Below are 17370 nucleotides of genomic sequence, written 5' to 3'. Positions count from 1 at the left end.
AATGGGCAACAAGAACAAGACCATCTCGTTTCGCGTCAACGAAGACGCCTTCGAGACGCTCCGCGAGATCGCCGAGGAGCGCGACATCTCGCTGTCGGCGGTCTTCCGCGACTACGTCGACACGCTCGTTGCCCACGACGGCCAAGTGCAGGTCGTCCCCGAGCACGAACTCGAACAGGTACGCAACGGCGGGGACGGCGAGCGCTTCCCGCCGACGGTCGAAGTCCCCAAGAGCTTCATCCGCGAGCACGAGCGTCTCGAGTTAGAGGCCGACCACCTCCGCGAGCAGCTCGAAGAGCACAAACAGTACGTGAACCACCTCCGCGAACAGCTCGAAACCGAGGACGAAGAGGTCATCCACCTCGAAGACCTCGACGCCGAGGAGGCGGACGAGCCGTCGTTTCGGCTCGGTTGAGGTGCGTCGAGGTCGTCGGCCGCGTCGGGAACGGTGGGTGAATACGCACTCGCGGACCTTCCGTCAGATCCGTTCATCGTGCGGGCCCGTCGGTTCGGGCGATGGTATCAAATACGACCGATCTGAGCACTTCCTATGGTAGACGACGTGAACGGTCCGCCGTCTCCCACCACACCCAGCGAACGCGTTTCTCTCGAGGCGATTCCGCTGCATTCGACGAACCTCCTCACCGTCCTCGACGAGGACGGCGTCATCCAGTTCGAGAGCCCCGCAATCGAGCACGTCTTCGGGTTCGAACAGGGGGATCTGGTACACGAACAAGTGGCCGATTACTTCCACCCTGAGGACCGAACCCGGGTGGCCGACGCGTTTCAGGCCGTCGTCTCCGGCGAGGAGGGGACGGTCGAATCGGTCGAATATCGACACCGGAAGGCGGACGGAACGTACTGCTGGGTCGAGTCCGTGTCTTCGGCGAGCACCACTCCCGAGGGGTATTACGTCGTCAACACCCGAGAGATCTCAGAGCAGAAGGCGCGGGAACGAACGCTCCGGGAGACGAACGAGCGCCTCGATCAGTTCACCCGGGCGCTCTCTCACGACCTCAGGAATCCCCTGCAGGTGGCTCGGGGGCGACTGGAGCTCGCGATCGAGGACTGCGACAGCGAACACCTCCCCGCCGTCGACAGGGCGCACGACCGAATGCAAACGCTGATCGAAGAACTGCTGGCGCTCGCGCGCAACCGAGAGGCGGTTCTCGATTGTGAACCGGTCGAACTCCGGTCTGTCGTCTCCGACTGCTGGCGAAACGTGGAAACGGGCGACGCAACGGTTGTGGCACCTCCCCAGAGGATGCTGTTAGCGGATCGATCCCGGCTCCAGCAGTTGCTGGAGAACCTGATTCGGAACGCCGTCGAACACGGCGGAGACGAGCCGAGGGTCACCGTGGACGCGCTCGACACCGGGTTCTACGTCGAGGACGACGGTCCCGGGATTCCAGAAGACATCCGGCGCGACGTGCTCGAAGCCGGCTACTCCACGTCGCGGACGGGGAGCGGGTTCGGCTTGAGTATCGTCGCACAGATCGTCGGGGCCCACGGCTGGGAGCTCCGCATTGACGAGGGGAAGGCCGGCGGCGCGCGGTTCGAGGTAACCGGCGTCGAGTTCGCCGATCGGTGAGTCGGCTCCGTGCGGCCGCCATCGTTATCGCGAGAGCGACTTCCGCGCCCGCCGCATCTTCGCTTCCATCTCCTCGTTGCCGTCGACGCCCGCGAGCGTCTCGGCCGCCTCCAGCGTTCGGACCGCGCTGTCGAGAAACGAGAGGATGTCGCCGGGGTACGCATACAGCATGTACTCGTCACTCATCACGTCGACGATGGCGTCCGGGCCGAGCCCCTGCGCGCGGAGTTCCAGAAGGTACCGCACGAACTGCCGCTCGGGGTAGCCCGTGTAGAGATCGTCGGGATTCTTCGGGTCGAGGAAGTCCTGCGCGAAGTCGAGCAGGCGCTCGCGGGTGGCGTCGTCGAGCTTCGCGAGCCCCTCGCCGGAGTAGAGGACGTCGATGGTCGCCCCCTTGAACGCGCCCTTCGGGACGTTCACGTCGATCTGGGAGACGATCTGCCGGTGGTTCTTGAGGTAGACCTTGTCCGTGATGGCCACGGTTGGCGTCTCGTAGGGGTGTCGGCGGCAAAAGCGTCCCGATGCCGTTTCTGCGCCATCGACCTCGGCGTCCGGCGTTCCGTGACCGTAGCGCCCGACACCCGCAGATCGGTCTGTGCCGCTCGACGATCGCTGACCGAACCGTGTCAAACCGGCGCACCCCGTCGCAGAGTCGTAACGTATTTGCCTTCGACGGGGGTAGCTGAAGGTGCGTGTCCGGGTTAGGGTAGTGGACTATCCTTCAGCCTTGTGGAGGCTGAGACGCGGGTTCGATTCTCGCACCCGGACCTTTTTCCCGACGACCGAAGTGCAGAGCGGCGAGACCGGAAGGCGAGGCGTATCCGCACGTACAATGGAGGCGCCCCGGTCAACTCGGAGCGCGACGCTGATCACGCAGGCGCGCTGTCGTGTCGCATAAGAAGACAGTACTCGCTGTCTCCACCCACACTTATTATCTGGTGATATAACTGGGTAATTGATGACAGCAACACAGCTTCAGCGAGCACGAAACGGCGAAGTGACACCCGCGATACGGCGCGTGGCGGAGCGAGAGAACCGCGACCCGGAGTTCGTCCGTCGGCAGGTCGCGGATGGGCAGGCTGTCATTCCGAACAATCACGCGCACGAGTCGCTCGATCCGATGGGTATCGGTCGGGAGTTCGCCACGAAGGTCAACGCGAACATCGGGAACAGCGAAACGACCAGCAATATCCGAGAAGAACTGCGGAAACTCCACACTGCCGTGCACTACGGCGCCGACACGGTGATGGACCTCTCGACGGGCGGAAATCTCGATGCCATCCGCGAAGCGAATATCGCCCACTCACCGGTTCCCATCGGGACAGTCCCCCTCTATGAGGCCATCAAACGCGTCGACAGTCCGGCCGATCTCACCCACGATCTGTTGCTCGAAACTATCGAGAAACAGGCCGCACAGGGCGTGGATTACATGACGATCCACGCCGGCGTGTTACTGGAACACCTCCCGCTCACGGACGGTCGAAAAACCGGGATCGTCTCCCGGGGAGGGTCCATTCTGGCGCAGTGGATCGAAGAAAACGGGATGCAAAACCCGCTCTATGCGCAATTCGAGGAGATCTGTGAGATCTTCGCCGAGCACGACGTAACGTTCTCACTCGGGGACGGCCTCCGCCCCGGTTGCCTCGCCGACGCCGGCGACGACGCCCAGTTCGCCGAACTCGACACGCTCGGGGAGCTCACGCGAACCGCTCGGGACCACGGTGTACAGGTGATGGTCGAGGGACCCGGGCACGTGCCGATGGACCGGGTCCGAGACAACGTCGAGCGTCAGCAAGCGGTCTGTGACGGGGCGCCGTTTTACGTGCTCGGCCCGCTCGTGACGGACGTCGCGCCCGGCTACGACCACATCACCAGCGCGATCGGGGCCGCCGAGGCGGGTCGGGCCGGAGCCGCAATGCTGTGTTATGTGACTCCCAAAGAGCATCTCGGCCTGCCCGACAAAGAGGACGTGCGGGACGGTCTCGCCGCCTATCGGATCGCGGCCCACGCCGCGGACGTCGCGACCGGCCTCCCGGGCGCTCGGGACTGGGACGACGCGCTCTCAGAGGCGCGGTACGACTTCGACTGGCAGCGGCAGTTCGATCTCGCGCTCGATCCGGACCGAGCGAAAGCGTACCACGATCAGACCTTGCCCGGTGACAACTACAAAGAGGCGCGCTTCTGTTCGATGTGTGGCGTCGAGTTCTGTTCGATGCGCATCGATCAGGACGCACGGGACGCCGATGGTGAGATGAGCGCGCTCGACGCCGAAACAGACCTCGATGCGTCCGCCGCCGCGGACGTGAACCTGCCACCGGTCGGCACGCACGATACGAGCAGCGTCCCCGACGCTATCGAGATCGACGGCGTCACGTTCACGCGCGACGAATCGCACGCCGACGACTAGCGCGGCGTCTGCAACGGATATAGTAGCGTTTGCAACTGCTACTATAGTAGCGTTTGCAAGTCTTCGCTCATCTGATCGCACGACTGCGTGCGATCGAACGAGCAATCAGTTGCAAACGCTACTATATTCCATACCCAGCCACTCGCTCGTCTCGGTCTCTGACGCGTTCATATGAGGGGCGCCGAGCGTTCGCTTCGGCCGAACGGGACGGTGTTTAAGCCGCTTCCGCGCCCACGAACGGATATGAACGCTGCGATCGTCACGGTGGGGAACGAACTCCTCGCGGGCGATATCGAGAATACGAACGCGACGTGGCTGGCGAAGGAACTCACCGAGCGCGGCGTCGAGGTGGTCCGCGTCCTCGTCGTCCCCGACGAGGAGCCGATCATCGCCGAGACGATCCGCTCGTGGTCCGAGCAGTTCGACGCCGTGATCGTCACCGGCGGCCTCGGCGGCACGCCCGACGACCTGACGATGGAGGGCGTCGCGGCCGGGCTCGATAGGGAACTCGTCGTCAACCCGGTCGCGGAAGCCGACGTGCGGGAGACGCTCGATCGGATCTTCGAGGAGAACCCCGACCTCGACTTCGAGCTGCGGCCGGAGTGGTACGCGTCGATGCCGGCCGGCGCGACGTCGATTCCGAACCCCGAGGGGCTCGCCCCCGGCTGCGTCGCCGACAACGTGTACGTCCTCCCGGGTATTCCAGAGGAGATGAGGGCCGTCTTCGGGAACGTCGCCGAGTCGTTCGGCGGCGACGTCGCGACGCGGATCCTCTACTCGCCGGAGCCGGAGGGCGCGCTCGCGGCCCCGCTGGGCGAGGTCGCAGACCGGTTCGGCGTCCGCGTCGGGAGCTATCCGAACCGCGAGGCCGGGCGAACGCGCCTCAAGCTCAGCGGCGACGACGGGGGAGTTCTCGCCGACGCGGAGCGGTGGCTCCGCGAACACACGGCTGTTGCGCTTTCCACTGACGACGGCGAGAACGCGGACGGCGAGAACGCGGGCGGATCGAACGGACCCGACGCGTCGACCGGGACCGACAACCGATAGCGGGGACCGACAACCGATAGCGGGGACCGGCCGTCTGTGGTGAGCGCTCCGCGACCGCGGATCCTATCGCGCGTTCGGGAGGCTCGACCGCTCTCGGCCGCCGAGCGACAGCGTCCCGCGAGACTGGATGATGTTGAACGCCGTGACGAGGTCCGAGCGGGAGATGAGTCCGACGAATTCGCCGGCCTCGTCGACGACGGGTAATCGTCCGACGCCGTTCTTCTGCATCTGTTCGATGGCCGACATCGCGTCGGCGTCCGGGGAGATGGTGGTGAGGTCGTCGGACATCACGTCCTCGACGCGGTAGGCGTCGCGTTCGACCTCCTTGACCGACCGGGCGTCGTCGAGCGTGACCATCCCGACGAGCCGACCGCCGCGCATCACGGGATAGCCCGTGTGCCGCTCTGTGAACATCCGTTCGAGGAGTTCCGCGACGCTCGTAGACTCGGTCACGACGTCGAGGTCACCGCGAGGCGTCATCACGTCTCTGACGGTGACTCCCTGAAAGGCCGCCTTCATCACGGTCTGTTGGGCCTCCGAGGAGGCTCCGATGTAGATGAAGAACGCGAGCGCGACGAGAAACAGGTTGGCGAACAGCCCGAACAGGCCGAGCAGGAGCGCGAACACCTTGCCGACCTCCGCGGCGATCTGCGTCGCGCGGGCGTGCGGTCGCGTCCGAGCGAGAAGCGCGCGGAGGACCCGTCCGCCGTCCATCGGAAAGCCCGGGAGCATGTTGAACACCGCGAGGACGACGTTCGTCAGCGCGAGGTAGCCGACGACGAACTTCACCGGATCGAGCGACGTTGGAAGCGCCAGAAACGCGACGTAGGAGACGGCGCCGAGTCCCACGCTGACGACGGGTCCGGCGACGGCGATCGTGAGCTCTTGGCGCCAGTCCTCGGGCATCTCGGCGAAGCTCGCGACGCCGCCGAAGAGCCACAGCGTGATCGAGTCGATCTCGTAGCCGTAGCGCATCGCGACGAGCGAGTGGCCGAACTCGTGCAGCAGGACGCAGAAGAACAGCCCGATCGCCGCGGCGGCTCCGAGCACCCACTGCATCGACCCGGTCGTCAGCGGTACCTCGTCGATCGCCGAGCCGAACAGGTCGTTGATCACGACGACGAGCTGTCCGACGTCGGCCCCGATGAGCCACGCGAACAGGGGGAGAACGAGCAGGAACGTGAGATCGAGTTTGATCGGGATACCGAACGCGCTACCGATGCGGATTCCGCGCATAGCAGGGGGTTGTCGCGGGCGGGACTTAAGTCCAGCCGCAGACGAACCGCTGAAATACCTCCTCGACGTAGCGCCGAGCGTGTCTCAACAGGTCGGTCGCGCGGACACGCTCTTCCTGCACGAGACCGGCGACGACGTCCTCGTCGTGGTCGAGCGGGACGGCGAGCGCGTCGTTCGCGCAGTGCTCGAACTGAAGGAGACGGACGCCGGGCCGCGCCCCGCGAAGTTCCGTATCAAGCGCGGATCGACCGAGGAGCCCCGCGATCCGAGCCAGTTCGTCGAACTCGCGCGCCGCGCCTCGCGGATCCGCATCTCTCAGCAGACGTCGAAGCCGCGCCGCGACGAGATCCAAGAGATGCTCGACGGCTACCAGCTCGAGGCGCTCGTCGTCCGGACGTGCCGCTACTGCGCCTCCGACGGGCGCTACTCGCCAATCACCGAGGAGACGGCCATCAAGACCGACCGCGAGTACATCTGTCCCGACTGCGCGACGCGCGAACTGGAGCGCGAACTCGACTTCTCGGCGTCGGGACGGCTCACCGGCGCGGCGCAGGACCGACTCGAAGAGCTGCTCTTGGAGACGCGGGACCTCGATCGGATCTCGAGTCTCCTCTCGGGCGGGCTCGACCCCGACCTCACGAAGTTCGACACCGTCAGCGCGACGACCGACGAGGTCGACCTCGTCGGGACGTCGACGCTCGATCTCCACCCCGAACTCCAGCGGCGGGTCGAAGAGCGGTTCGACACGCTGCTTCCCGTCCAGTCGCTGTCGGCCGAGAACGGCCTCTTCGAGGGCCGCGATCAGCTCGTCGTCAGCGCGACGGCGACCGGCAAGACGCTCGTCGGCGAGCTCGCCGGGATCGATCGGGCGCTGAAAGGGAAGGGCAAACTGCTCTTTCTGGTCCCGCTCGTCGCGCTCGCGAACCAGAAGCACGAGGACTTCGAGGAGCGCTACGGCGACGTCCTCGACGTGACGATCCGCGTCGGGGCCTCGCGGATCAACGACGACGGGAACCGCTTCAACCCGAACGCGGACGTCGTCGTCGGCACCTACGAGGGCATCGACCACGCGCTGCGGACCGGCAAGGACCTCGGCGACGTCGCCACCGTCGTCATCGACGAGGTCCACACGCTCAAAGAGGAGGAGCGCGGGCACCGACTCGACGGGCTCATCAGCCGGCTGAAATACTACAACGAGGAGCGGGCGAAGGGTCGAGACAACTACGACGGCGCGCAGTACGTCTATCTCTCGGCGACGGTCGGTAACCCCGAATCGCTGGCCGAACGCCTCCGCGCGACGCTCATCGAGTTCGAGGAGCGCCCCGTCCCGATCGAACGGCACGTGACGTTCGCCGACGGGCGCGAGAAGCCCGACATCATCAACAAACTCGTCAGACGGGAGTTCGACTCGAAGTCATCGAAGGGGTACCGCGGGCAGACGATCGTCTTCACGAACTCGCGGCGGCGCTGTCACGAGATCTCGCGGAAACTGGAATACGCCGCCGCGCCGTATCACGCGGGGCTGGACTACGGTCGGCGCAAGCGCGTCGAACGGCAGTTCGGCGAGCAGGACCTCGCGGCGGTGGTCACGACCGCCGCGCTCGCCGCCGGCGTCGACTTCCCGGCCTCGCAGGTGATCTTCGACTCGCTGGCGATGGGCATCGAGTGGCTCTCCGTCCAGGAGTTCGAGCAGATGCTGGGGCGCGCGGGCCGACCGGACTACCACGACGAGGGGAAGGTCTACCTGCTGGTCGAACCCGACTGCGTCTACCACAACTCGATGGAGATGACCGAGGACGAGGTCGCGTTCAAGCTCCTGAAGGGGGAGATGGAGGACGTGCTGACGCGCTATGACGAGACCGCGGCGGCCGAGGAGACGCTCGCGAACGTCGTCGTCGCGGGCAAGCACGCGAAGCGGCTCAACGACCGGATGGTCGGCGACGTCCCGACCAAACACGCGGTCGGGAAGCTCCTGCAGTGGTCGTTCATCGATGGCTTCGATCCCACGCCGCTGGGGCGGGCGGTCTGCCGGCACTTCCTCTCGCCGACCGACGCCTTCCGCATTCTCGACCTCATTCGGTCCGGGACCGAGCCCTACGACCTCGTCGCGGAGATGGAACTGCAAGACGAATTTTAGGCTCACGGACCGCGGATCGTCCCCGACCGCGCCGACCGCGGAGCATCCCCGGCCACGCCGACCGCGGAAACCCCACAGTATTTTGCGCCGCCGACGCGATCCGCCGGTGTGGAACCGATATCGTCGGGCGTCGTCGTTGTCTTCCTCGTCGTCCTCGCCGCGCTCGCGCTCTTCGTGACCGAGCCCGTCCCCGTCGACGTCACCGCGATCGGCGTGATGGTGGCGCTGCTGCTCGTCCAGCCGGCGTCGGCGGCGCTCGCGGGCGTCGGCGCGCTCGCGGAGCCGATCGTCATTTTCGCCGACTACCCCGCCGACGCGCTCTCGGGATTCTCCAGCCAGGCGACGCTGACGGTGCTTGCGATGTTCATACTCAGCGACGGCGTCCAGCGGACGGGCGTGATACAGCGGCTCGGCGCGAGGATCGCCGCGTTCACCGGCGACAGTCTGGGCCGGCAGCTCGGCGCGACGATCGGCGTCGTCGCCCCCATCTCGGGGTTCATCAACAACACGGCCGCGGTCGCCATCCTGCTGCCGATGGTGACGGATCTCGCCGAGCGCGGGGGGACGTCGCCGTCGAAACTCCTGCTCGCGCTCTCGTACGCCTCGATGTTCGGCGGGATGCTCACGCTTATCGGGACGTCGACGAACATCCTCGCCTCCGAACTGTCCGGCCGGCTCATCGGTCGCACGTTCACGATGTTCGAGTTCACGCAACTCGGCATCGTCGTTTCGGTGGTCGGTACCGCGTACCTGCTGACGGTCGGCCGCTGGCTGACGCCCGAGCGGATCAAACCGAAAGTCGATCTGACCGAGGAGTTCGAGATGGCCGACTACCTGACGGAGGTCGTCGTCCGCGAGGACTCGCCGCTCGTCGGCCAACAGGTCCGGCGCGCGCTGGTGGAGACCGAGTTCGACGTGGACCTGATCCAGCTGATCCGCGGCGGAGAGGTGTATCTCGAGCCGCTGGGTCCGAAGGAGATCCAAGCGGGGGACGTGTTCGCACTCCGGACCGACCGCGACACGCTCGTCGAACTGCTCGACGTCGAGGGGCTCGACCCCGTACCGACCGTCGTCGACGAGTCGGAACTTGAGGCCGGCGAGGAGCGACAGAATCTCGTCGAGATCGTGGTCGCACCGGGGTCTTCGCTCGTAGGGAAATCGCTCACGTCCGCGAGCTTCCGCCAGCGGTACAACGCGACCGTCCTCGCGCTGCGGCGCGGCGGCGAGCTGTTCCGGCGGCGGATGGACAACGTCTCGCTCCGCGTCGGCGACACGCTCCTCGTGCAGGCGACCGCCGACAGCGTCGAGCGACTCGATTCGAACCGGGATTTCATCGTCGCCCAGGAGATCGAACGCCACGACTTCCGCGTGGAGAAGACGCCGGTCGCCGTGGGAATCATCGTCGCGGTCGTCGGCCTCGCCGCGCTCGATTTCCTGCCGATCGTCGTCTCGGCGCTCGCCGGGTCGCTCGCGATGATCGGCACGCGGTGTCTCCGTCCCGGGGAGCTCTACGAGTCGGTTCAGTGGGACGTGGTCTTCCTGCTAGCCGGCGTGATCCCGCTCGGGATCGCGCTCGAATCCACCGGGGGCGCGGCGCTGCTCGCGGGTCTCGTGGTCGCCGTCGGCGACGTTCTCCCGCTCGTGGGGGTGCTCGGCGTGTTCTATCTCCTCACCGCGGTGCTGACGAACGTCATATCGAACAACGCGAGCGTCGTGTTGATGGTCCCGGTCGCGGTCGAGGCCGCGCAGTCGCTCGGCGCGAACGCGTTCGCGTTCGTCCTCGCGGTGACGTTCGCGGCGTCGACGGCGTTCATGACGCCCGTCGGCTACCAGACGAATCTCTTCGTCTACGGGCCGGGCGGGTACCGCTTCAGCGATTACATCCGCGTCGGCGGGCCGCTCCAGCTCGTGTTCGCGGCGGTGACGACCGTCGGGATCGCCGTCATCTGGGGGCTGTGACGCTGCCGGCTCACGGGCGGCTCGGCGCCCCGCCTCCGACCGTGAGCCCCGGGCGACACGCCGAGCGCCGCCCGAACGAAATCCTTTACACGGTGACGGGGCGATGTACGCACGAGGGACCGTGGGTTAGCCTGGTATACTTCGGGCCTTGGGTGCCCGTGACCCCGGTTCGAATCCGGGCGGTCCCACTTCTAGGAAGACCACTCAGCGAGCACCGCGAAGCGTGGGCGAGCGACACGTGGCTGCGGTGAACACACAATGCAGGCGCTTATGGTGGTACTTGGAGACACCCCGCTATGGCACTGTTCGTCCCCGGTGCGCTCGCGTTCGCTCTCAGTTCGGCGATACTCTGGGGTTTGAGCCCCGTCTTCACGAAGAAGGGGATCGAGCGCGGCGGCACGTCGGTGCAGGGCGTAATGGTGGTGATGCTGACGAGCGGCGCGCTGTTCTGGACGGCGCTTTTCGCGACCAGCGGGGCCGGGGCGTTCGGCGGGATGTCCCTCGGTGACGTAGGGATCTTCGCCGTCGGCGGCGTCGTCGGGACGACCTTCGGCCGATTGGGTCACTACGCCGGTGTCGACCGGATCGGCGCGAGCGTGGCGACCGCGGCGATGAACACGCGCCCGCTGTTCGCGGTCGGGCTGGCGGTCCTCTTCCTCGGCGAGACGGTCACGGTCATCACCGGCATCGGCGTCCTCCTGCTCGTCGGCGGCGTGATGCTCCTCTCGATCGCGAAGGGCGGCGATATCCGCGGCTGGCACCCCCGCGACCTCGCCTTCCCGCTCTCGGCGGGGCTCGCGTACGGGGCGGGAAACGTGATCCGTCGGTTCGGCTTCCTCGAGACGCCTGCGACGACGATCGAGGCCCTCGCCATCAACGAGACGGCCGCGGCGTTCACGCTGGGGACCTACCTCCTTCTCAACCACCGCGATCGGCTCCGCGAGGCAGACTCCGCCCCCGTCCCGTACTTCGTGGTCGCGGGGGCGATCAGCACGGGCGCACTGTTCTCGCTGTTCCAGGCGCTCTCGATCGGGCGCGTGTCGGTCGTCGATCCGATCTCGGCGATGGCGCCGCTGTTTTCGGTACTCTTCACCTTCCTCCTCCTCCGGGACGTCGAGCGGGTCACCGGCGGCGTGATCGTGGGCGCGTCGCTCATCGTCACCGGGGGCGCGCTCGTCACCGTCTCCTGACTGTCGCTTGTCACTGTTATGTACTGTCGCTCGCCACGAGCTCCCGACAGTCACTCCTCAACTGTGCTATTCCACGTTCGGACCGGGTCGAAAACCCCGGATTCGTTCGAATCCTTCGCGGTCGTCTCGCCACTTTTGGTCGTCGGACGCCTCCGTTTCGTATGGAGAACCACCGCTGGCCGCGGCTGTCCGAATCGGAACTGAACGCGTTTCTCGGCGACGGCGGGACGGGAGTGATCTCGTTTCAGACCGGACGCGACGATCCGCCGTACTCGCTGCCGGTATCGTACGGCTACAACGCCCACAAGGGCCATTTCCACTTTCGACTCGCCGTTTCAGCCGAGAGGGGGAAATCCCGGTTCGTCGACCGACCGGTCTCTTTCGTCGCGTACGGCCGGACAGACGACGGCTGGCGAAGCGCCGTCGCCACCGGTACGCTCCGGGACATCACCGACGAGCCGTACGACGCCAGCGACGTGCAGGAACGCTGGGCGGTCACCATCCCGTTCGTCGACATCTTCGAGGAGAGCCCCGAGAACGTGGCGTTCCGGCAGTACGTCCTCGCCCCCGACACGCTCACCGGCCGCAGGCAAGTCGCTCCGTAGGACCCGCGCCGAGATTCGACGGCAGGCGCGTGATGTGACTTAGATCACACTTCTTCGTCGGGATCGTGCTGTTCGCGCATCCGCTCGACCTCCGCCGCGTAGCGCTCCCGCATCGCGTCGTCGTCGACGGGCTCTAAGTCCGATCGATCGACCGACGCGGCCGCGGTCGTTCCGGTGCCGCGCTGTCGCATAATCGTCGTCGCGACCTGCTTTCGGCGGACGTGCGAGCCGTCGGGCGTCGCGTACGTCATATCGACGAGTCCGCGGTCGGTGTAGGTCCGCTCGACCAGCCAGCAGCGGACGCTGTCTCCGTCGTCGTGTTCCTCGGCGTCTGCCATACCCAAATGTCGGCGAGCGAGCGGTTTGTAGCTACCGTCTGCCGGCGTGCCGAGCGGTCGCCGCCGGGCGTTCGCGTCGCGTCACGCTCAAGCCCGTCGGCCCGCTACGTCGCGGTAATGGAGCGCAGCGAACTTCGCGACCGCGCCGCGGAGTTACCCACGGACCCCGGCGTCTATCGGTTCCTCGAGGGCGACGACGTCCTCTACGTCGGCAAGGCCGTCGACGTCCGAGACCGGGTCAGATCGTACGCGGACCCCCGCGGCGAGCGCATCCGCCAGATGGTCGAGCGCGCGGCGTCGATCGACGTCGCCGTGACCGACACCGAGACGCAGGCGCTGCTGCTCGAGGCGAACCTAATCAAGCGGCACCAGCCGCGCTACAACGTCCGACTGAAGGACGACAAGTCGTATCCGCTGGTCCAACTCACCGAGCACCGGATCCCCCGGATCGAGATCACGCGCGACCCCGACCCCGGCGCGACGGTCTTCGGGCCGTTCACCGACAAGGGCCGCGTCGAGACGGTCGTGAAGGCGCTCCGGGAGACGTACGGGCTCCGGGGCTGTTCGGACCACAAGTACGCGAACCGTGACCGACCCTGCTTGGACTACGAGATGGGGCTGTGCACCGCGCCCTGCACCGGCGAGATCGACGCCGAGCGGTACCGCGGCGATGTCGAATCCGTCGCCCGGTTCTTCGAGGGCGAGACCGGCGTCTTGGCCGACCCGCTCCGCCGGGAGATGGACGCGGCCGCGGAGGCAGAGCAGTTCGAGCGCGCCGCGAACCTCCGGGACCGCCTCGACGCCGTCGAGTCGTTCCACGGCGACGGCGGGGAGGCCGTCTCCGCGCGAACCGACGAGGACGCGGTGGACGTCCTCGGCGTCGCCGTCGCGGGCGACACCGCGACGGTGGCGCGCCTCCACAGCGAGCGCGGCCAACTCGTCGACCGCTCGCGGCATCGGCTGGACGCGCCCGACGGCGGCGAGCGCTCGGCCGCCGTCCTCACGGCGTTTCTCACGCAGTACTACGCGGAGCGGGAACTCCCGGACGCGGTGCTGTGCTCTGAGCGCCCCGACGACCGCGACGTGACGGCGTGGCTGAACGCGGAGGGCGTCGACGTCCGCGTTCCGGGCGCCGGCCGGGAGGCGAAGCTCGTCGACCTCGCGCTGAAGAACGCCCGGAGCGGCCCGGATCGCGACGACGGGCTCGGCGCGCTCGCGGACGCGCTCGGGCTCGCCTCGGTCTCGCGCATCGAGGGGTTCGACGTGAGCCACGCCGGCGGCAGTTCGGTCGTCGGCAGCGACGTCTGCTTCGTCGACGGGGCGGCCGAGAAGTCCGCCTACCGGCGGAAGCGCCTCGCCGACGGCAACGACGACTACGCCCGGATGCGCGAACTCGTCCGCTGGCGTGCAGCGCGCGCCGTCGAGGGGCGCGACGACCGGCTCGACCCGGACCTCCTCTTGATCGACGGCGGCGAGGGGCAACTCGGCGCGGCCCGGGACGCGCTCGCGGAGACGGGGTGGGACGTCCCCGCCGTCGCGCTGGCGAAAGAGCGGGAGCTGGTGATCACCGAACGCGGCATCTTCGACTGGGACGACGGCGACCCGGCGCTGCACGTCCTCCAGCGCGTCCGCGACGAGGCGCACCGCTTCGCCGTCCAGTACCACCAGACGCTCCGCGACGACGTTCGAACGGTTCTAGAGGACGTCCCCGGCGTCGGCGGACGGACCCGTCGGGCGCTTCTCCGGCGGTTCGGGAGCGTCGAGAACGTCCGCGCGGCCTCGATCGAGGATCTGATCGACGTCCCCGGCGTCGGCGAGAAGACCGCGCGATCGATCCGAGATCGGCTCTGATGAGTCCGACCCCTCGGGCTCAGTCGGCGCGCTCGACCGTCTCCGACCCGCGCTGGCGCTCCAGTTCGGCGGACACCTCGCGGGCGCCCGCAGAGGGGAGCTGCCGTCGGAGCCGCCCCGCGACCGTCCTCGCGTCGGCGAGCTCCGTCCGGGCGACGGCCCGGAGCAGGGCGACGGCGCGCTCGGTGCGGGACTGCCGCCAAGACCGCTCCCGCGACTCGTAGGTCCGGAGCCCGCGGAGGAAGTCCGCCTTCGAGAACTCCGGCCAGTAGGGCGCACAGAAGTAGACGGCCGCCTCGTTGCCGTTGGCGTGCCACGGCAGGAAATTCGAGGTCCGCTCGTCGCCGCCGGTCCGGATGATGAGATCGACGTCGCGCGTCGTGTGCCGCGCGAGCCGCGACTCGACGGCGTCGACGTCGACGTCCGCGGCCGCGATCTCGCCCGATTCGACGTCTCTCGCGATCTCGCGCGCCGCCCCGAGGAGCTCCGAGCGGCCGCCGTAGGCGAGCGCGATGTTGAGCCGCAGCGTGTCGTAGCCGGCGGTCCGCGACTCGGCGTAGGCGACGGCCTCCCGAACCCGCCCCGGGAGGCGGTCCACGTCGCCGATGGCCCCGATCCGGACGCCGTTCTCGTGGACGCGGTCGGCGTCGGCGAACTCATAGAGCTTCGACTCGATGAGGTCGAAGAGCGGGTCGAGCTCCTCGCTCGGGCGCTCGAAGTTCTCCGTCGAGAAGGCGTACAGCGTCAGCTCCTCGATGCCGAGTTCGTCACACCACTCGAGGACGCGCTCTGTCGTCTTCGCGCCCTCGCGGTGACCGTCCGGGGCGTCGTCGCCGTGCGCTCGCGCGTAGCGCCGATTGCCGTCCTGGATGATCGCGACGTGCGTCGGCGTGACGTCGAGCTGTCGGCGGAGCATCCGCTCGTACGCGTCGGTGAAGCGTCGACGGAGCGGGTTCGACATACGTTTCCTCACTCCGTCCTCGGGTATGTGTCTTTTCGTTGTAACCTGTGACCGCAGCCGAGCGGTCGACGCAGTCGGCTGTCTTCGACGCGCTCGCCGCCGTCCTCGCGGATGCGACACGGTTTTGCCGCATCCCGCAGAACCGACGGGTATGATCGGTAGGCAGTTCCTCCGCGAGAACCCCGAGACCGTTCGCGCGGCGCTGGAACAAAAGGGCGTAACGGACGTCGACCTCGACCGCGTCCTCGCCGTCGACGAGGAGTGGCGCGAACTCAAACAACGCGGCGACGATCTCCGGCACGAGCGCAACCAGATCTCCTCGAAGATCGGCGACCTGAAGGCCGACGGCGACGACGAAGCCGCCCAAGAGGCCATCGAGCGCTCGCAGGGACTGAAGGCCGAACTCGACGGCGTCGAAGAGCGCGCCGACGAGCTGGAGGCGGAACTGGAGGCGGCGCTGCTCGAGATCCCGCAGATCCCCGACGACGACGTCCCGGTCGGCGCGGACGAGTCCGAGAACGTCGAGCGCCGCCGGGAGGGCTTCGACGACCTGCGCGACCTCCCCGAGGAGGTCGTCCCCCATTACGACCTCGGCGAGGAACTGGAGATTCTTGACTTCGCCCGCGGCGCGAAGGTGACCGGCGGCGGCTTCTACTTCACGAAGGGCGACGGCGCGCGCCTCGAGCACGCGCTCGTGCAGTTCATGCTCGACGTGCACCGCGAACAGGGCTACGTCGACGTCTTCCCGCCGATCCCGGTCAACTCCCGGTCGATGGTCGGGACCGGGCAGTTCCCCAAGTTCACCGAGGACGCCTACCGCATCGGCGGCGCCAACGACGAACCGTGGGACGACGACGACCTGTGGCTCTGTCCGACCGCGGAGGTCCCGGTGACGAATATGTACCGCGACGAGATCCTGCTCGACGACGACCTCCCGCTGAAACTGCAGGCGTACACGCCGAACTTCCGGCGCGAGGCGGGCGAACACGGCACCGAGACCCGCGGTATCGTCCGCGTCCACCAGTTCAATAAAGTCGAGATGGTGAACTTCGTCCGCCCCGAGGAGAGCGACGACCGCTTCGCCGGCCTCGTCGACGAGGCCGAGGAGGTCCTCCGCCGCCTCGAACTCCCGTACCGGATTCTGGAGATGTGCACGGGCGACCTCGGCTTCACCCAGCGGAAGAAGTACGATCTCGAGGTGTGGGCACCCGGCGACGAGATGGACGAGGGCCCCGAGGAGGGCGGTCGGTGGCTGGAAGTCTCCTCGGTCTCGAACTTCGGCGCGTTTCAGGCGCGCCGCGCCGGCCTGCGCTACCGCCCCGAGCGGCACGAGTCCGCGGAGTATCTCCACACCCTGAACGGTTCGGGCCTCGCCATCCCGCGCGTGATGGTCGCGATACTCGAGTACTACCAGAACGACGACGGCACGGTAACCGTCCCCGAGGCGCTCCGCCCGTACCTAGGCGGCACCGAGCTCATCGAGGGACACGACCCGGTCGGCGAGTCCGCCGTCGGGGCCGGAACGCGCGAGTGAGTCCCTGAATCCGCCGCTTCAGGCGTATCCATCCCCAACGGTAACCGTCGATTAAGCCGCCATATTCGGCTGAATTCGGTGCAATCCCGATGCAGCAATTATCCGTTTCATAGGGTCCGCCGCCCTACCGAGCGCCGTGACCGAACGAACTGGAACCAGTGGGCGAATCGGGACGACCGGCTGGTCGACCGTCGCCCGACACGATTTCGGTGGGCCGGCGGAACTCGACGCGACGATCGTAGCCGTGCTCTCTGAGAACGGCGCCCCCGGGGAGCCGCCGCTGTACGAGAGCGTCGACGCGGAACTGGCCGAGCAGTTTCTGACCTCGGCGGACGGCGACGACGCCAGCGTCGTCTTCTCCGTCGCGGGACAGGCCGTCCGCGTGTCGGCCGACGGGACCGTCGAGCTGCGGGGGCGACCCGGGGACGCCGTGTGCTAGCACGCGACGGGACCGGCACCTCCCCGTCGTAACCGGGTCCCTTCGATACGACGACCGGCTTTTCTCTCCGGACAC

Annotated in this window: 15 protein-coding genes and 2 tRNA genes; 13 read left to right on the top strand and 4 right to left on the bottom strand. The window is 67.4% G+C overall.

The features are described from left to right. The first annotated feature begins 1 nt into the window (after nt 1). Together ACT3HL_RS12440 and ACT3HL_RS12435 are read left to right on the top strand one after the other, a co-directional pair. Nucleotides 2-415 (top strand): ribbon-helix-helix protein, CopG family, encoded by a 414-nt coding sequence (locus tag ACT3HL_RS12440; RefSeq protein ID WP_445087157.1) that lies wholly within the window; start codon nt 2-4, stop codon nt 413-415. Between the two features lie 135 nt (nt 416-550). Continuing rightward, entirely contained in the window at nt 551-1591 is a 1041-nt protein-coding gene (locus tag ACT3HL_RS12435) for an ATP-binding protein (RefSeq protein WP_445087156.1), read from the top strand. A gap of 24 nt (nt 1592-1615) precedes the next feature. Here ACT3HL_RS12435 and ACT3HL_RS12430 read toward each other — a convergent pair whose 3' ends face one another. After that, nucleotides 1616-2071 (bottom strand): DUF5814 domain-containing protein, encoded by a 456-nt coding sequence (locus ACT3HL_RS12430; protein ID WP_445087155.1) that lies wholly within the window; start codon nt 2069-2071, stop codon nt 1616-1618. 215 nt (nt 2072-2286) lie between these two features. On the opposite strand from ACT3HL_RS12430, the gene ACT3HL_RS12425 reads away from it, so the two are divergent. The 3 genes from ACT3HL_RS12425 to ACT3HL_RS12415 all read left to right on the top strand — a co-directional run bounded on the left by ACT3HL_RS12425 (nt 2287) and on the right by ACT3HL_RS12415 (nt 5045). Beyond that, a tRNA-His gene (locus tag ACT3HL_RS12425) sits at nt 2287-2359 on the top strand. Between the two features lie 190 nt (nt 2360-2549). Next, complete coding sequence (gene thiC, locus ACT3HL_RS12420) at nt 2550-3998, top strand: phosphomethylpyrimidine synthase ThiC (RefSeq protein WP_445087154.1); 1449 nt, start codon at nt 2550-2552, stop codon at nt 3996-3998. A 243-nt stretch (nt 3999-4241) separates the two neighbouring features. Further along, entirely contained in the window at nt 4242-5045 is an 804-nt protein-coding gene (locus tag ACT3HL_RS12415) for a molybdopterin-binding protein (protein ID WP_445087153.1), read from the top strand. 63 nt (nt 5046-5108) lie between these two features. On the opposite strand, the gene ACT3HL_RS12410 is transcribed toward ACT3HL_RS12415, so the two are convergent. Next, the gene (locus ACT3HL_RS12410; protein WP_445087152.1) at nt 5109-6281 is read right to left on the bottom strand and encodes a CBS domain-containing protein; all 1173 of its coding nucleotides are present in this window, start codon (nt 6279-6281) and stop codon (nt 5109-5111) included. Nucleotides 6282-6360: 79 nt separating this feature from the next. Here ACT3HL_RS12410 and ACT3HL_RS12405 point away from each other — a divergent pair, with 79 nt between their 5' ends. The 5 genes from ACT3HL_RS12405 (at nt 6361) to ACT3HL_RS12385 (ending at nt 12172) form a co-directional block, all read left to right on the top strand. Further along, nucleotides 6361-8418, top strand: coding sequence for a DEAD/DEAH box helicase (locus ACT3HL_RS12405; RefSeq protein ID WP_445087151.1), 2058 nt, complete (start codon nt 6361-6363; stop codon nt 8416-8418). A 108-nt stretch (nt 8419-8526) separates the two neighbouring features. After that, entirely contained in the window at nt 8527-10377 is a 1851-nt protein-coding gene (locus ACT3HL_RS12400) for an SLC13 family permease (protein ID WP_445087150.1), read from the top strand. Nucleotides 10378-10492: 115 nt separating this feature from the next. Then, nucleotides 10493-10565: transfer RNA gene (locus ACT3HL_RS12395), tRNA-Pro, on the top strand. 108 nt (nt 10566-10673) lie between these two features. Beyond that, the gene (locus ACT3HL_RS12390; RefSeq protein WP_445087149.1) at nt 10674-11567 is read left to right on the top strand and encodes an EamA family transporter; all 894 of its coding nucleotides are present in this window, start codon (nt 10674-10676) and stop codon (nt 11565-11567) included. Nucleotides 11568-11728: 161 nt separating this feature from the next. Further along, on the top strand, nt 11729-12172 hold the full coding sequence (locus tag ACT3HL_RS12385; protein WP_445087148.1) for a pyridoxamine 5'-phosphate oxidase family protein: 444 nt from the start codon (nt 11729-11731) through the stop codon (nt 12170-12172). A 44-nt stretch (nt 12173-12216) separates the two neighbouring features. Here ACT3HL_RS12385 and ACT3HL_RS12380 read toward each other — a convergent pair whose 3' ends face one another. Further along, the gene (locus ACT3HL_RS12380; RefSeq protein WP_445087147.1) at nt 12217-12510 is read right to left on the bottom strand and encodes a hypothetical protein; all 294 of its coding nucleotides are present in this window, start codon (nt 12508-12510) and stop codon (nt 12217-12219) included. Between the two features lie 117 nt (nt 12511-12627). Between ACT3HL_RS12380 and ACT3HL_RS12375 the strand changes: the two genes are divergently transcribed. After that, a complete protein-coding gene (locus tag ACT3HL_RS12375) occupies nt 12628-14361 on the top strand; it encodes an excinuclease ABC subunit C (protein ID WP_445087146.1) in 1734 nt (577 codons plus the stop codon). Nucleotides 14362-14380: 19 nt separating this feature from the next. On the opposite strand, the gene uppS is transcribed toward ACT3HL_RS12375, so the two are convergent. Then, nucleotides 14381-15322 (bottom strand): polyprenyl diphosphate synthase, encoded by a 942-nt coding sequence (gene uppS, locus ACT3HL_RS12370; RefSeq protein WP_445087145.1) that lies wholly within the window; start codon nt 15320-15322, stop codon nt 14381-14383. A gap of 151 nt (nt 15323-15473) precedes the next feature. Between uppS and serS the strand changes: the two genes are divergently transcribed. Beyond that, nucleotides 15474-16856 carry a serine--tRNA ligase gene (gene serS / locus ACT3HL_RS12365; protein WP_445087144.1) on the top strand — a complete coding sequence of 461 codons (1383 nt, stop codon included), beginning with the start codon at nt 15474-15476 and terminating at the stop codon, nt 16854-16856. A gap of 136 nt (nt 16857-16992) precedes the next feature. Next, on the top strand, nt 16993-17295 hold the full coding sequence (locus tag ACT3HL_RS12360; RefSeq protein ID WP_445087143.1) for a HalOD1 output domain-containing protein: 303 nt from the start codon (nt 16993-16995) through the stop codon (nt 17293-17295). The last annotated feature ends 75 nt before the right edge of the window (nt 17296-17370 follow it).

The organism is Halobellus sp. GM3, from assembly GCF_052545375.1.
Note: the sequence above shows the minus strand (reverse complement) of the source record. Positions and strands in the feature narration are given on the sequence as shown.

Excerpts from the sequence above, each read along its gene's own strand:
- ACT3HL_RS12440 (WP_445087157.1), top strand. The coding sequence starts at position 2 with ATGGGCAACAAGAACAAGACCATCTCGTTTCGCGTCAACGAAGACGCC.
- ACT3HL_RS12435 (WP_445087156.1), top strand. The coding sequence starts at position 551 with ATGGTAGACGACGTGAACGGTCCGCCGTCTCCCACCACACCCAGCGAA.
- thiC (WP_445087154.1), top strand. The coding sequence starts at position 2,550 with ATGACAGCAACACAGCTTCAGCGAGCACGAAACGGCGAAGTGACACCC.
- ACT3HL_RS12415 (WP_445087153.1), top strand. The coding sequence starts at position 4,242 with ATGAACGCTGCGATCGTCACGGTGGGGAACGAACTCCTCGCGGGCGAT.
- ACT3HL_RS12410 (WP_445087152.1), bottom strand. The coding sequence starts at position 6,281 with ATGCGCGGAATCCGCATCGGTAGCGCGTTCGGTATCCCGATCAAACTC.
- ACT3HL_RS12390 (WP_445087149.1), top strand. The coding sequence starts at position 10,674 with ATGGCACTGTTCGTCCCCGGTGCGCTCGCGTTCGCTCTCAGTTCGGCG.
- ACT3HL_RS12385 (WP_445087148.1), top strand. The coding sequence starts at position 11,729 with ATGGAGAACCACCGCTGGCCGCGGCTGTCCGAATCGGAACTGAACGCG.
- ACT3HL_RS12380 (WP_445087147.1), bottom strand. The coding sequence starts at position 12,510 with ATGGCAGACGCCGAGGAACACGACGACGGAGACAGCGTCCGCTGCTGG.
- ACT3HL_RS12375 (WP_445087146.1), top strand. The coding sequence starts at position 12,628 with ATGGAGCGCAGCGAACTTCGCGACCGCGCCGCGGAGTTACCCACGGAC.
- uppS (WP_445087145.1), bottom strand. The coding sequence starts at position 15,322 with ATGTCGAACCCGCTCCGTCGACGCTTCACCGACGCGTACGAGCGGATG.
- serS (WP_445087144.1), top strand. The coding sequence starts at position 15,474 with ATGATCGGTAGGCAGTTCCTCCGCGAGAACCCCGAGACCGTTCGCGCG.